The organism is Paenibacillus jamilae (assembly GCF_050482105.1).
Taxonomy (GTDB): Bacteria; Bacillota; Bacilli; order Paenibacillales; family Paenibacillaceae; genus Paenibacillus; species Paenibacillus jamilae_B.
The window spans coordinates 522,256-536,455 of record NZ_JBCNHI010000020.1 but is presented as its reverse complement, the minus strand read 5'-3'; the positions used below and the strand labels follow the sequence as shown (position 1 = coordinate 536,455).

The window sequence follows — 14,200 nt, the reverse complement described above, 5'->3', positions numbered from 1 at the left end:
ACTGACCCCTTACGCTTCATATTTTTTTAGAATAACCGTAGCATTGTGGCCGCCAAAACCAAAGGAATTGGACATTACCACATTCAGTTCCGCTTTTCTCGGCTTATTAGGTACATAATCAAGATCACAAGCCGGGTCTTGATTATCCAAATTAATTGTTGGCGGAATGGTCTGATGTTGAAGCGCAAGACCACAGATTACGGCTTCAACGCCACCCGCTGCACCCAGTAAATGCCCTGTCATCGACTTGGTTGAGCTGATCGCCACCTTATAGGCATGCTCTCCAAGCGTTTTCTTGACTGCTTCCGTCTCCGATTTGTCACCAACCGGTGTAGATGTACCGTGTGCATTAATATAATCGATATCTTCAGGATTCAATCCAGCATCACGGATCGCCATTCTAATACAGCGTGCCGCTCCTTCTGGATCAGGCTCTGTCATATGATGGGCATCGCCAGAAAGACCATAGCCAATCACTTCGCCGTAAATATGTGCACCACGCTTCAAAGCATGTTCCAACGATTCCAGAATCAGAACACCAGAGCCTTCGCCCATAACAAATCCGTCTCGTTCGGTATCAAATGGACGACTTGCCTTTTCCGGCTCATCGTTACGTGTGGACATCGCTCGCATGGAGCAAAATCCAGCAATACCAATCGGGCGAATCGTTGCTTCAGCACCACCGCAAATCATAGCGTCAGCGTCACCGCGCTGAATCATGCGGAAGGAATCGCCAATGGCATGACTGCCTGTGGCACAAGCCGTAACTGGCGATGTATTGGGACCCTTAGCACCGAGTGAAATCGAAACTTGACCAGAACCCATATTAGCAATCATCATCGGGATGAAGAAAGGGCTTACGCGTTTAGGTCCCTTCTCGATCAATGCATTATGCTGATCTTCCCAAGTACCCAATCCGCCAATACCAGAGCCGACAGATACACCAACACGCTCGGCATCTACATTTTCTCCAATTACGAGTTTGCTGTCCTCAAGCGCCAATTTGCTAGCTGCAACCGCAAACTGCACAAAGCGGTCCATTTTGCGGGCATCCTTACGATCGATGTAATCCTCCGGATTAAAATCTTTAATGGAAGCCGCAATTTTCGTAGTGTAATCACTTGTATCGAAAGCTTCGATTTTACTGATACCAGATTTTCCAGCCATCAGATTATCCCATAGTGTGTTCAAATCCTGTCCCAGCGAAGTGATTACACCCATTCCTGTTATGACAACACGTTGTTTCAAAGATAATCACCTCTATGTCTACTGCAAATTGTATTTTTAGATCGCACACGCTTGTGTGTACGAAAATAATATAGAATCAACTAAAGTTAGTAATGCCACATTATGCTCATTCTTTGACGAAATGAAGCTGAGTCAAACTCAAAAACATGCGGCAATTCCGTCTTTAGTTCAATCTGTATAATTAGGAGAAAGTCCCGCCTGTAACAGAACGGGACTTTTGATGACAATGACATGAATTAGGTATGAGATTGTATGTACTTTACAACTTCACCTACAGTTGTAATTTTCTCTGCATCTTCATCAGAGATTTCCATATCAAACTCATCTTCCAATTCCATAACCAATTCAACTACATCGAGAGAATCAGCGCCTAAATCATCTTTAAAAGATGCTTCAAGTGTAACTTCGGCTTCGTCGGCTCCCAAACGGTCAACGACAATGCGTTTTACGCGCTCCAATACATCGGACATCCGGCTCACCTCCTCCTTATGGTATTATACGAAAATTACAATTAAAATGCCATAGAAGAGAGTTTTCATAGCTTCTCTCCATCGGGGCATGCGGATTGGCAACATGAATTACATGTACATGCCGCCATCCACATGCAAAGTCTGGCCCGTCATATATGAGGAAGCATCCGAGGCCAAGAACAGCACCACATCAGCAATTTCCTCAGGCCGTCCAAGACGGGCCAGCGGAATACCGCTAAGCATATTGTCACGCACATCATCAGCCAGCACCTGCGTCATTTCAGTATCAATGAAGCCAGGAGCCACACAGTTCACTGTAATCCCTCTTGAGGCCAGCTCTCTAGCAGAGGATTTAGTAAGACCAATCACTCCCGCTTTAGCAGCAACATAGTTGGCTTGTCCTGCGTTGCCAAGTACACCTACAACGGAAGAGATATTGATGATTCGGCCGGCACGCTGCTTCATCATGGGGCGTGTGGCCGCCTTAAGACAATTAAACACACCCTTGAGATTCGTTTCGATCACCTGATCGAATTCCTCTTCCTTCATACGCATGATTAAATTATCTCTTGTTATGCCAGCATTATTCACCAGGATGTCAATCTTGCCCCAAGCGCCAATCACATCCTTGATCAACTGATCAGCTTCTTCAGCACGCCCCACATTAGCCTGAACTGTAATAGCTTCCACGCCTTTGGCACGAATCAGCTCTGCTACCTCAGTCGCAGCCGCTTCACTCCCAGCGTAATTTACTGCGACATTAGCGCCTGCTTCAGCCAGCGCCAGTGCGATACTACGGCCAATTCCGCGCGACGCTCCCGTAACCAGCGCTGTTTTTCCACTTAATGGCTTAGACATCATTGTCCTCCCTTGCAAGTATTTAACCCGTAAAGACAATAATCAATACTTTTAGCGGGCTTCGAGGGCTTCTGTTATAGAAGCGAACGACTCCAGGCTACTCATGCTATACAGCTTAACCGTTTTGTCAATCTTTTTAACCAGCCCAGTCAAAACACTTCCCGGTCCAAACTCAACAAAGGTGTCCACACCTTGTTCCAGCAACCATGCTACGCTGTCTTCCCATAGTACCGGGGAATAGACCTGCTCCACCAGTAGTTGGCGAATTTCATTCCCCTCACGTACTGGTTTTGCTGTTACATTGGTCACAATTGGAATCTGAGCTTCGGCGAATTTCACAGTCTCCAATTTAGTGGAGAGCTTGTCCGCTGCTTCCTTCATCAATGACGAGTGAAAAGGACCACTGACCTCCAAAGTAATAGCACGCTTGCCGCCTGCTTCCTTTACACGTTCAGCGACAGCAGCTACGCCCGCCTTTGTACCGGATACAACAATCTGTCCAGGACAGTTGATATTGGCCAGTTCAACCAGTTGACCAGATTCCGTAATATCACGGCACAATGTTGCCAATGCTTCACGATCAGCTCCTAGCACAGCAGCCATCCCGCCTTGTCCATCAGGAATGGCCTGCTCCATAAACTGACCACGTGCACGAACAGTCTCAACCGCATCTTCAAATGTGAGGACACCGGAAGCCACTAGCGCACTGTACTCTCCTAGACTGTGCCCAGCCACATAATCAGGGCAAATGCCCTTTTCCTTGAATGCTTCATATAACGCAATGCTTGCCGTTAACAATGCAGGCTGCGTATTGGATGTTTGCTTCAAGGCTGTGTCTGGCCCTTCAAATATCAGTGTGCTTAGCGCGAAACCCAAACGTTCGTCCGCTTTACGGAATACTTCTGTTGCAGCCGGAACTGCTTCATAAGCATCTTTAGCCATACCTACAGCTTGTGAACCCTGACCGGGAAATATAAATGCCGTTTTGCCCATCGTGCATGCACCTCTCTGTATCCAATGCTTCTTCTGTAAAACACCAGACAAATTCAATATTATATCAAAACTGCCACTTAATTACCAGATAAGAACTGACGCACCCCAAGTTAAACCGCCACCAAAGCCAACCATTAGTATACGGTCGCCTTCCTTCATGCGGCCTTCCTCAGCTGCTTCCACAAGAGCGAGGGGAATTGATGCTGCGGATGTGTTTGCATATTTATCAACATTAATAACTACCTTTTCCTCTGGCAGATCTAAACGCTGCATTGCTGATTGGATGATCCGAATATTGGCTTGATGCGGAACGAACAAATCAATGTCGTCTTTGGACAGACCAGCTTTTTCCAACACATCGACCGTTGCTGTTCCCATAACACGTACTGCAAACTTGAAGACTTCGCGTCCATTCATATAAATATAGTGCTGTTTATTTTCCAGTGTGTCCGCACTCGCAGGCAAACGCGAGCCCCCAGCTTCCAACTTGAGTAAACTGCCTCCGGCGCCTTCAGCTCCCAGATCAAAGGATTGAAACCCTCTGCCCTCTGGTACTTCACCAATCACTACAGCTCCTGCTCCATCTCCAAAAAGAACGCAGGTATTGCGGTCAGTATAATCTGTAATCCGGGAAAGACAATCTGCACCAATAATTAACGCATTATTATAAATACCTGTCTTGATGAAGCTCGTTGCCGTAGCCAGCCCGTACACAAAACCCGAGCATGCAGCAGACAAATCGAACGCTGCTGCACCTTTGGCTCCCAACTTGTCCTGAAGAATGCAGGCAGTTGACGGGAATGCCGTATCCGGTGTAACCGTAGCTACTATAATGAGGTCCAGATCTTGTGCCGTCATACCCGCGGACTCCAATGCCTTGACTGCTGCTTCATAAGCCAAATCGGATGTAGCCTGCTCTGGAGCAGCAATATGGCGCTCCTGAATCCCTGTGCGGCTGACAATCCATTCATCACTTGTTTCAACGATTTCTTCGAGGTCTTTATTGGTCAGAATTTTCTCAGGTACATATTTCCCTGTTCCGATAACACCAACCGGCCGTAATTTATTCATATCGTCACTCACTTCCTGCTGATTTCCTTGGATATACTTTCCACCAACCGGTTTTGTAAGGCTGTACGAGCCTGTCTAACCGCATTTTTGACGGCAATGCCATCAGACGAACCATGACTTTTTAAGACGAGTCCGCTCAACCCCAACAAAGGAGCCCCGCCGTGCTCTTTATAATCCAGTTTACCCTTCAGGCTCCGAAGTTCAGGCATAATCAAGGCTGCCGCAAGTTTGGTCTTTAAGGACTTGGTGAACTGCTCTTTTAGGAGAGAGAATATTGCTCCGGCTGTTCCCTCCAGCGATTTTAGCATGATGTTCCCGGCGAATCCGTCACACACCAGTACATCACAATTTCCGGTTAACACATCTCTGGATTCAACATTTCCCACAAAATTGACAGGCAGCTGCTCAATAAGAGGAAATGCCAACTTTGTCAGTTCATTGCCCTTTCCAGCCTCAGTCCCGACATTCAGCAGCCCCACCCTTGGAGAAGCCACACCGTGAACTTTCTGACGGTACAAGCTCCCCATCAGTGCATACTGGGCAAGATGTTCAGGCTTGGCATCCATATTGGCTCCCAAATCCAGCGCCAGAATACCTTGATCATCAATCGTCGGTATCATTGGTGCGAGAGCCGGACGCTCAATGCCCTCCATTCTTCCCACCACTAGCAATCCTGTAGTCATTAGAGCACCTGTATTACCTGCCGATATCATGGCATCCGCTTCGCCTTCTCTAACCATTCGGCCTGCTACGACCATGGAGGCATCCTTCTTACGCCGCACTGCCTTTACAGGCTCGTCCTGCGCATCTATCGTTTCGGACGCATGGCGAATGTTGAGGTTCGTTGGCAGCGCCCTACCGCTCAGAACCGATTCAATCCGTTCCCGGTCACCAACCAGCGTAATGTCTGTATCCTTCCATTCCGCCGCCGCAGATAGCGCGCCCTCTACTGTCGCCTCAGGAGCATTGTCTCCCCCCATGGCATCAATGGCGATCCGCATGCTGACTTCCTCCTTCGCTATACTCTTCTTCCGTGGAGCGATAAATGACAAAGTTGCCTTGGAATACCATTTCTTCTCCTACGTAAGCAAACACTTCCACTTTAGCCTTCCCTTTTTGTTCCGGATTTGAGCGCACATACGCCTTGGCAATGCATTTTTCACCCAAATGAACCGGACGAACAAAGCGAATATCTGCTGAAGCGGTCAATGCTATCTCATCATTAATTACGGCAACAGCCAATGAATTGGCTTGTGCAAACACATAATGTCCCCGCGCAATGCCTGTACGAGAAAAAGTATGTTCCTCTTTAATTTCAAAAATCGAAATACCGCTTCGATCCAACTGGAGATCAACGATGTCCCCTATCACTTCATGTAAAGGCAAGGAACGAACCTGATCGTAGGAGCGCTCAGCCATCAGCTTTAGCCGTTCCCGCAATTCAGGGATCCCTAATTCCATCCGATCCAGCCGAATGGTCTGAATGCTTACCTTCAACTGTCTAGTCAGTTCCTGATCCGTCACGAACGGATTATCATCAATTAATTGAGTCAGCCGTTGCTGCCTCTGTCTCTTCGGCAAACGTTCGATATCAGTGACGCCTCCTTTCCCTACGGTAAACTGCCGTTCAGCCGACAGTTCAGGTTACTCTACGTTCTAGCGGCTAAACTTCAAGCCGGTTTGTCTTCTTGTATGTATAAAGGAACCCCTTTGGCCCTTCTTTCTTAGAACCTGGTACTAAAACAGTATATAGCATGCTGACACAAAAAGAAAGCATGCTGACAAAAAAAAGTAGCGCCTCACTGAAGTGAAGCGCTACTTTTCCTGCGAAGATTCCAAAGAATCCGCTTATCGGACATTATTGAGAGATGATCTCTCTAGCTTTGTACGTTCCGCAAACTTTGCACACATGGTGAGCAAGTTTCAATTCGCCGCATTCGGAGCATTTCACCATACCTGGTACTTCCAGTTTAAAGTGAGTACGACGTTTGTCGCGACGAGTTTTGGATGTTCTCCGTTGAGGTACTGCCATTATTCCCACCTCCTTAAACAGATCAACCCCGCATGACGGGTATGACTTCTATCTCATTCAAGACTGAAAGAAAATGCCAGAAGGCAATGATCTTACAGCCGGTGAATCAAGTCTACAACATCCACGTATCGGTTCAAGAACTTCCCGGCACAAGCGGATGATGATTTCTTTTAGAATTGAACTCAATTCTCATTTAAAAAAATCCTTAAGCCCTGCCAGACGCGGATCAATCTTTTCCGTATCACCATCGTTACTGTCGTCGGAGCCCATGCTCCAGTTTTGTCCGGCCGCTGGTGCGATCCCCTGACAACCCTCACTGCATACAGGCGCAAACGGCACATGCAGTACAAACAGTTCTTCACAATACGGTGCAGTATCGAAGGAATCCTCCGCCACTGCGATAAAATCGCCATCTTCATCCTCTTCCTCAATACTTGAAGACGAGGTTTGCTTGAACCGTTCACGGAATTCAATCTTCAAATCCTCGTGCATCGGGCTCAAACAGCGTGAGCAAAGCATGTCCAGACCTGCGGTCAACGTGCCTTCCACGCTCATCGAACCTTGACCCAGACTAACGGCGACCAAGTCGGTCTCCAGCGGGGAAACGGCTGTAACATCAGCACGATCATCCACCAGTTCGCTCACATTAAGAGATTCACGGATAGGAAATGGACCGTCACTTGTTGCTACTTTGCGAAAAAATAGTTGCATCACTATCACTCCAAACAAACAAAAATTATTATACCGACTGATTGAGTCGTTTGTCAACACCTTTCACTTTACACCACTTACAAATCCATCGGTTTTCCAATGGTTTAGTAAGATCTATGCAGATGCAAAAATGTGTTGCGTTTATCATGTACCTTTGAGTATTCGTACCCCCGCTACTCTTCGTGTACAATAATGCGAGTATAAAGCTTTTTGGTCCAGGTCTCAATGGTCTCGTTCTTGTGCATGATGAAATATCAGTATAGCTGCCCTAAAAAACATTCATTCGCTGATCGTGAACCACTAATTTCACAATAGTTATCAAAAAAGCTGCTTAAAAAGAAAGGAGCCGACATACAGTCTTGAAAACACTCGGTATAATTGTTGAGTACAATCCCTTACATAACGGACATGTCCATCACTGGAAGGAGTCTCTTCGTATCACTGGTGCACAGCGCACAGTGGCTGTGATGAGTGGTCCCTTCCTTCAACGGGGCGAACCCGCGATTACAGACAAATGGTCGCGCACCGAAATGGCACTCGCCATGGGCGTAGACCTAGTTCTTGAGCTACCTGTGGCCTATGCTGTCCAGCCCGCAGAATGGTTTGCCCGCGGCGCGGTGACCCTGCTCTGCGCGACGGGCATCGTCGACGCGCTCTGCTTTGGCAGCGAGAGCGGAGACATCGCCCCGCTGCACACGCTGGCCCGCGTGCTGGCGACAGAGCCGGCCGAACTCAAGGCCGGCATCGCCCAGCGCCTGAGCAAGGGCGCAAGCTATCCCGCCGCCTATGCGGGAGCCGCAGCCGCGCTGGCGGCCGAAGGAGCGAACGGCGCTGCGCTCGCCGCTCTCATGCAGCAGCCCAACAATACGCTTGGGCTGCATTACTTGATTGCGCTGGAGCGGCTGGGCAGCACAATCAAGCCCTTCACGGTAGCCCGCACGGGATCGGGCTACCATGAGGCGGGGACGCCTGCGGACGGAAATATCGCCAGCGCCACCGCCATCCGCCGTCTGTTGCTGGACGGCGGGCCGGAGGCCGCGTCGCCGTACGTACCGGCAGCGACCTTGGTGATTTTGCAGCGCGAGTGGCAAGAAGAACGTGCCCCGCTGCATTGGGAAGCGTTCTGTCAGCCGCTGCTGAACGCTCTGATCACGCGCAGCCCACAGCAGCTGGCGGAGCTGCACGAGGTCACCGAAGGGCTGGAGCATCGCCTGCAGCAATCGCTGTACACGCTGCCCCGGCCCTCTGTAGAGGCCCTGCTCGCCGCTGTCAAGACAAAACGCTATACTCGTACGAAGCTTCAGCGGATGTGTACGCATATTTTGCTGAATCATGCCAAAGCAGATATGACTCCCGCTGAGCTGGCGAAAGGCCCCGGCTATATTCGCGTGCTTGGCTTTAACAGAGCTGGACGCGAGCTGCTGGCGCGAATGAAGGACACCGCCACCCTGCCAGTATGGGTCAAGCCGTCTGCCGGATCACATTCCCATCTGGACTGGGATACTGCCGCCGCCGCCATACATGCAGCCGGGATGCCGCGCCCTGTCATCCGTGACATGTATGCTGATTACTTGCGACCGCCCCTTATGGTTTAGTAGGCAGCTTTTCCATATAATTCAGCGCATCGCCAAGCTTGCGAACCGGAACAAGCTTCATCCGGGTTCCGATTTGCTCTGCTTTGGCTTTGGCCTCTTTATAATTATCGGCCGGAACGAAAAACAATTCCGCGCCCTGACGGTCGGCAGCGACGATTTTATACTTGGCACCACCAATTGCTCCAACCTGACCGTCCTTATCAATGGTACCCGTACCAGCTACACGATATCCCTTACTTAAATCACCTGGTGTCAGCTGGTTATAGATTTCCATAGTAAACATTAAACCTGCCGAAGGACCTCCGACATCCGTGGATGTAAAATGAATCTTTTTACTTCCATCCTTCGGCTCCACTTTCTGTACCGTGGCAATACTGACACCAAACCCGGAGCGTTGTTTTCCCGTCTCACTGTCCATGATGGTCGTTAATGGAGCTTTCACAACTACAAAGTTTCCATCCCGCTTTAGCTTCACTTTAGCTATCGCTCCTGGTTTTTCATTCTCCAAAGCCTTCCGAATGGAACGGTTATCAGTTACCCTCGTACCGTTCAACTCTAATATTTCATCTCCGGGCTTAAACACGCTGTTCGATCCCGGAACCTTAAATATATATACATAATCCGGCACAATCCGATAGGAGATATGAGCGCGAGTGTAGGCAGCTTCCATCGCTGAAGATTGGGAATCCCCCATATACCATACCTGCTCTGCTGCATATTCATCCTCACTTCTGCCATGCAGACGATCCTCTTTACGCTGAATTTCCGAATTGCTGTCCAGCTTGGACATAGCTAACATGATGACATTGGCATAGCGCGCCGATACTGTCGTCATCATAAAGCTCCCCCGTTCGCTGCTATCCCCTTCCTGTACTTTAACCATCGGTTTGATCTCGTTTGCCCCACCTGGTCCATAGATCAGATAAGGGGTTGGCATATAGACCAGCACATAAACCATTGCAACCAGCATTAAGACATAACCGGTTGTAAACAAAGCTCTTTTCCGGTTAATTTGCATCATTGCTTCTCCCCCTTGCAGCCTAACTTCTCCTATCTTACCCAAGTGCCTCTGCACTATCTGTTCTCAAGCCTTTCCAAAAAGCATACATTGTTTACGACAACATGTACGAGCAGCCTATACCAAGAAATGAACGTGAATAAACGCTGGAGACAGCATCCGACTCTCCTTAGTATATTTATGAGAGGTGAACTCTTTGATGCAAAAGGAAGCCCGCCCTGCTCCTTATTGGACAACCTTGCTGCTTGGCCTTGGAGCCATTTTGCTTGTAGTGGCTATCGTCGCCTCACCAGAAGAAGTATTTCAAGCCTCTACCCGGGGGCTTAAGTTATGGTGGAGCATTATTTTTCCGGCCATGCTGCCTTTTTTGATGCTGTCCGAAATGCTTATCGCCTTTGGTCTCGTACACGGTCTAGGTGTTCTGCTGGAGCCGTTCATGCGTTCCTGGTTCCGGCTACCGGGACGAAGCGGCTGGGTGTTGGCCCTCGGCCTAACTGCAGGATTCCCGGCTGCTGCGGAAGCAGTACGCCAATGGGCACAGCAGGAGGATATGACCACGCTTCAGCTTCGACGTCTGACCGCTATCGCTCATTTCTGCAATCCGATTACGATCCTGCTCGTCATTGGCACAGGACTGCTGCACAATGCTGCTGCAGGCGGGATGTTACTTGCCGTTCACTGGATTTCCGGACTGCTGGCAGGCTGGATCACAGCCAGAATACCTGAATCGTCCAGTAAATCGAAAAAACGGGAAACGCCAGCTGCCCTCCGGCACGCTTCTGCTTCCCGCACTACCACCTCTCTGATCCGATCCGCATGGGAAGCTACCCGCTCTGCCAGAGAACGGGACGGCCGCAGCTTTGGAAAACTGTTAGGTGAAACCGTATCCCATGCTGTACAGACGCTGATGGTGACAGGTGGATTCATTATTTTCTTTTCCGTACTGATTCGGCTGCTGACCCTATACTCAGGCCAAGGTACTCTTTCTATCGTATGGCCTGCCTGGATGGAAATCCATCTTGGTTCCTATGAAATCAGCCGTCTGCCCGACGATCTCCGTACACAAGCAGCGTTGATCAGTGCTGTGTTGGGCTGGGGCGGACTGTGCGGCTGGCTTCAAATTACCGCCGTCACCAGACCTTCCGACAAGGGCATCACCTTCACCTTATCACGTGTGCTTCATGGGATCATTGCTTTTGCGCTTACCTTGGCGGTATGGACTCCACTTGACCGCATTGTCAGTAATACAATTCCCGCTTACGTCAGCCGCAGTTCTGTATCTTCTTTGACCGAAAGTGTAAATGATTCCGGTTCACAGGCTGTCATGGCCGAAGCCAGCAGTTTATTAACACAAATAGAAGGAACAACCATGTACCCTTGGCAACTAACCGTACTGTCTGTTGTACTTCTAAGTACGATTATACTTGCTCTGCTCGCCGTTTCCTTTATGACTTCATGGTGGAGCCACCGCGATTTGCACTAACTTTGGCACGCAGTGCGTCCTCCACCTCTGGTGACACCAGATCTACAACCTTGCCATCAAAATGTGCAATTTCCTTCACCATACTGGAACTTAGATATGAGTAAGCCGGATTGGTCATCATAAAGATCGTTTCCGCATCCGGGTTCAGCTTATGATTTGTCGAGGCTAATTGCAACTCATATTCAAAATCGGTCACTGACCGGATTCCCCTGACAATAACTTGAGCCCCTTTTTGGCGTACATAATTGGCTGTCAGATCACGGAAGCTGTCCACTTCAACGTTCGGAATGTCACGAGTTACCGTCCGCAGCAGTTCCATTCGCTCTTCAAGTGAAAACAGCGGATTTTTACTAATATTGTTAAGAACCGCGACAATCAGTAGATCAAACTGCCGGGCCGCTCTTTGAATAATATCCTGATGCCCCATCGTCACGGGATCAAAGGTTCCCGGATATACGGCAATACGTGGTTTGTGCTCAATCATGATGGTCCTCCCCGTCTGATTCGGTGATGCCGAATTTGATCGCTTCGGCTTCTGTATGTTCTTCGGCGTCCGTCAAAGCATCATCTGCAAAATGATAAATGGATAATGCTGTTTCACCATAGACCGCTTTTCTAACCTGTTCAAACGGCCCGAAACTTGCCGGATACTCATGTCCTGATTCATACTCCAGCACGATGACAGCACCTGAACGAAGCAAGTCCAACTCAGCCATGCGGCTCATCAACTCATCTCCATGCTTGAGACGATAAGGCGGGTCCAGAAAAACAGCATCAAAAAGAGCTCCACGTTTTGCCAGCGCCTTGAGCGCTCGTCCGGCATCATTGCGGAACACTTCTGCCTTTCCTTCCAATCCTGTTTTTCGCAAATTTTCTTTAATGACATCAATGCTTTTGGATTCCATATCAATAAAAACTGCCTTGTCCATTCCCCGACTAAGCGCCTCTATACCCAGGCCGCCACTGCCAGCAAACAAATCAAGCGCAACTCCCCCATCAAAATAAGGACCGATCATGCTAAATAGCGCTTCCTTGACCTTATCCGTGGTCGGTCGCGTCCCGGTGCCGGGAACTGCCTTTAACGGCCTTCCTTTGGCACTACCCGATACCACTCTCACGCTGAAACTCACCTATTTTCTATATGTGTTCATAACCATATAAAGATTATGTCGTTATCGTACCACATGCACCGCCGTTTGAAAAACTTAGTGATACAGCAGGTATAAAAAACCATCTCCTGGGCATCCTTAAAATATCGGCATTCAACCAATGTCGTAGACAACCGCGGAGAAGACTTACGTTTCCCCATAAGCTCTTCGTCCGGTTTCTCCTCTCCCATTCGGGCGCTCTTTCGTGGAGCGCCTGTTTTTTTACATAAAAAGAAGCTGCTTCATAGCAGCTCTATGTATTATTTTTGCTATTCTGCATTTTGCCTATTTCAGCAGTTCCTCGGGTGTATCCCCTTGATAGACATACACATAACTTGCCACCGATACAGCAAATGTCGCAAACACAGACAACGATGTGGCTAACCCGTATACCATTTTTTTCATCATTTTACTCACCTCCTTCCCCGAATCAATGTTAGGCTTTGAACCAAGAAAGCAACAGCTACTACAGAAGAGCCAATAACAAAATTAGTACATACAAGCAGGGAGGATAACAATCGCAAGAGGGGATAAAACCGGACTGGAATGCGCGACTGCTTTTCAATTCTGGACGGGGCAAAGCATAAAACAAGAATGAGAGCGATTCCGGTAAACAGGTTTGTCCACCCATTATTTAAGGAAATACAAGATATGTATGTAAAAGCTACAGACGTCACCAGCACACAAGCCATACCCGTTTTCAAGTGAATGCCACCAGAGATTTGGCGCAGCAAGGCAAAAGCGACGAGAATCGTTACAGCTTCTACCATCCGCCCCGTGAAAAAAGAGGCGAACAGTGTCAACACAATGATCATCGATGCATTCAAAATGAGAGCAAGTGCGTATTTAAGTACAGGGATGGAGGCCGGATGATCAGGCACAGTACGTTTAATCTGGTTAGCAAGTTTAAGAGCCATCGTTTCAATCATCTCGGTATTCCTTTCCGACTGCATAGTAGATAAAAAATCCCGATACTAGTGCAAAAAATATCATACTCAACCATACCTCGCTATAATAAAGCACAATAGATGTTGAAATGAGAGACAGAATGATGAGCGTGATAACAATGCCATATTCCTCTTTGAACTTAAGCTTTTTGAAGTTTGGGGAAAATCCGATGTCTTTTCGATACAATATAAATGAAATAAGGAGTCCTGCCGCTGCGCTAACCACTTGTAGCAGATAGCCCTTCAAGGACCCATCCTGTAGCTCTGAAACCGGCAGGTTGCCGAACATAGCTTTCAGAAATACCGACTGAATAACGGCGTAGGCAAAATAACCTGTAACTGTCATAATACCTGACCAAACAATCGGGATCTTCACCACCGTAGCAAGTAAAAAAATAAACAGCAGCATATTAATGACAGGTACCAAATATGCGAGTGAAAATTCCTCTCGGAGCAGATAGCTTTGCAAGTTCATAATCAGATTTACAAAAATAGCCTGCCATAGATAGGGAGTTATTCTAACTTTAAAGATACTTAAAATCAGTGCAAAAATAGCGACTCCTTCCAGTGTAGAAAAAAGTAAAAAGCCGAGTGGCTCCAAAAGCATACGTGCATCTCCTTTACAA

At 48.3% G+C, this 14,200-nt stretch carries 17 protein-coding genes; 2 read left to right on the top strand and 15 right to left on the bottom strand.

Annotation, left to right across the window (positions count from 1 at the left end):
- Window positions 1-9: 9 nt before the first annotated feature.
- From fabF to ABEW32_RS21355, 9 genes are all read right to left on the bottom strand, one after another.
- Window positions 10-1,248 (bottom strand): beta-ketoacyl-ACP synthase II, encoded by a 1,239-nt coding sequence (gene fabF, locus ABEW32_RS21395; RefSeq protein WP_430191569.1) that lies wholly within the window; start codon window positions 1,246-1,248, stop codon window positions 10-12.
- 236 nt (window positions 1,249-1,484) lie between these two features.
- Window positions 1,485-1,718 (bottom strand): acyl carrier protein, encoded by a 234-nt coding sequence (locus tag ABEW32_RS21390; RefSeq protein ID WP_007429985.1) that lies wholly within the window; start codon window positions 1,716-1,718, stop codon window positions 1,485-1,487.
- A 108-nt stretch (window positions 1,719-1,826) separates the two neighbouring features.
- Window positions 1,827-2,576 carry a 3-oxoacyl-[acyl-carrier-protein] reductase gene (gene fabG / locus ABEW32_RS21385; RefSeq protein WP_430191567.1) on the bottom strand — a complete coding sequence of 250 codons (750 nt, stop codon included), beginning with the start codon at window positions 2,574-2,576 and terminating at the stop codon, window positions 1,827-1,829.
- A gap of 51 nt (window positions 2,577-2,627) precedes the next feature.
- Complete coding sequence (gene fabD, locus ABEW32_RS21380) at window positions 2,628-3,569, bottom strand: ACP S-malonyltransferase (protein WP_430191565.1); 942 nt, start codon at window positions 3,567-3,569, stop codon at window positions 2,628-2,630.
- A gap of 81 nt (window positions 3,570-3,650) precedes the next feature.
- Window positions 3,651-4,640: a beta-ketoacyl-ACP synthase III gene (locus tag ABEW32_RS21375; RefSeq protein ID WP_430191563.1), complete on the bottom strand. Its 990-nt coding sequence runs from the start codon at window positions 4,638-4,640 to the stop codon at window positions 3,651-3,653.
- Window positions 4,641-4,648: 8 nt separating this feature from the next.
- Complete coding sequence (gene plsX / locus ABEW32_RS21370) at window positions 4,649-5,641, bottom strand: phosphate acyltransferase PlsX (RefSeq protein ID WP_430191561.1); 993 nt, start codon at window positions 5,639-5,641, stop codon at window positions 4,649-4,651.
- Entirely contained in the window at window positions 5,625-6,221 is a 597-nt protein-coding gene (gene fapR / locus ABEW32_RS21365) for a transcription factor FapR (protein ID WP_014599659.1), read from the bottom strand. The genes plsX and fapR overlap by 17 nt, the downstream gene beginning before the upstream one ends.
- A 277-nt stretch (window positions 6,222-6,498) precedes the next feature.
- Window positions 6,499-6,672 (bottom strand): 50S ribosomal protein L32, encoded by a 174-nt coding sequence (gene rpmF / locus ABEW32_RS21360; protein ID WP_013370634.1) that lies wholly within the window; start codon window positions 6,670-6,672, stop codon window positions 6,499-6,501.
- Between the two features lie 189 nt (window positions 6,673-6,861).
- The gene (locus ABEW32_RS21355) at window positions 6,862-7,383 is read right to left on the bottom strand and encodes a YceD family protein (protein ID WP_430191558.1); all 522 of its coding nucleotides are present in this window, start codon (window positions 7,381-7,383) and stop codon (window positions 6,862-6,864) included.
- A 359-nt stretch (window positions 7,384-7,742) separates the two neighbouring features.
- On the opposite strand from ABEW32_RS21355, the gene ABEW32_RS21350 reads away from it, so the two are divergent.
- A complete protein-coding gene (locus ABEW32_RS21350; RefSeq protein ID WP_430191556.1) occupies window positions 7,743-8,978 on the top strand; it encodes a nucleotidyltransferase in 1,236 nt (411 codons plus the stop codon).
- On the opposite strand, the gene ABEW32_RS21345 is transcribed toward ABEW32_RS21350, so the two are convergent.
- Window positions 8,968-9,999 carry a SepM family pheromone-processing serine protease gene (locus tag ABEW32_RS21345; protein ID WP_430191554.1) on the bottom strand — a complete coding sequence of 344 codons (1,032 nt, stop codon included), beginning with the start codon at window positions 9,997-9,999 and terminating at the stop codon, window positions 8,968-8,970. The genes ABEW32_RS21350 and ABEW32_RS21345 overlap by 11 nt on opposite strands.
- A gap of 196 nt (window positions 10,000-10,195) precedes the next feature.
- Between ABEW32_RS21345 and ABEW32_RS21340 the strand changes: the two genes are divergently transcribed.
- A complete protein-coding gene (locus tag ABEW32_RS21340; RefSeq protein WP_430191552.1) occupies window positions 10,196-11,479 on the top strand; it encodes a nucleoside recognition domain-containing protein in 1,284 nt (427 codons plus the stop codon).
- On the opposite strand, the gene coaD is transcribed toward ABEW32_RS21340, so the two are convergent.
- The 5 genes from coaD to ABEW32_RS21315 form a co-directional block, all read right to left on the bottom strand.
- A complete protein-coding gene (gene coaD, locus ABEW32_RS21335) occupies window positions 11,442-11,963 on the bottom strand; it encodes a pantetheine-phosphate adenylyltransferase (RefSeq protein ID WP_016819264.1) in 522 nt (173 codons plus the stop codon). The genes ABEW32_RS21340 and coaD overlap by 38 nt on opposite strands.
- The gene (gene rsmD, locus ABEW32_RS21330; RefSeq protein WP_430191550.1) at window positions 11,956-12,597 is read right to left on the bottom strand and encodes a 16S rRNA (guanine(966)-N(2))-methyltransferase RsmD; all 642 of its coding nucleotides are present in this window, start codon (window positions 12,595-12,597) and stop codon (window positions 11,956-11,958) included. Before rsmD ends, coaD begins: the two co-directional genes overlap by 8 nt.
- Before the next feature lie 315 nt (window positions 12,598-12,912).
- Complete coding sequence (locus ABEW32_RS21325; RefSeq protein WP_430191548.1) at window positions 12,913-13,035, bottom strand: cyclic lactone autoinducer peptide; 123 nt, start codon at window positions 13,033-13,035, stop codon at window positions 12,913-12,915.
- Window positions 13,036-13,040: 5 nt separating this feature from the next.
- A complete protein-coding gene (locus ABEW32_RS21320; protein ID WP_430191546.1) occupies window positions 13,041-13,556 on the bottom strand; it encodes an accessory gene regulator ArgB-like protein in 516 nt (171 codons plus the stop codon).
- The gene (locus ABEW32_RS21315) at window positions 13,549-14,181 is read right to left on the bottom strand and encodes a hypothetical protein (RefSeq protein WP_430191544.1); all 633 of its coding nucleotides are present in this window, start codon (window positions 14,179-14,181) and stop codon (window positions 13,549-13,551) included. Before ABEW32_RS21315 ends, ABEW32_RS21320 begins: the two co-directional genes overlap by 8 nt.
- Between the last annotated feature and the right edge of the window lie 19 nt (window positions 14,182-14,200).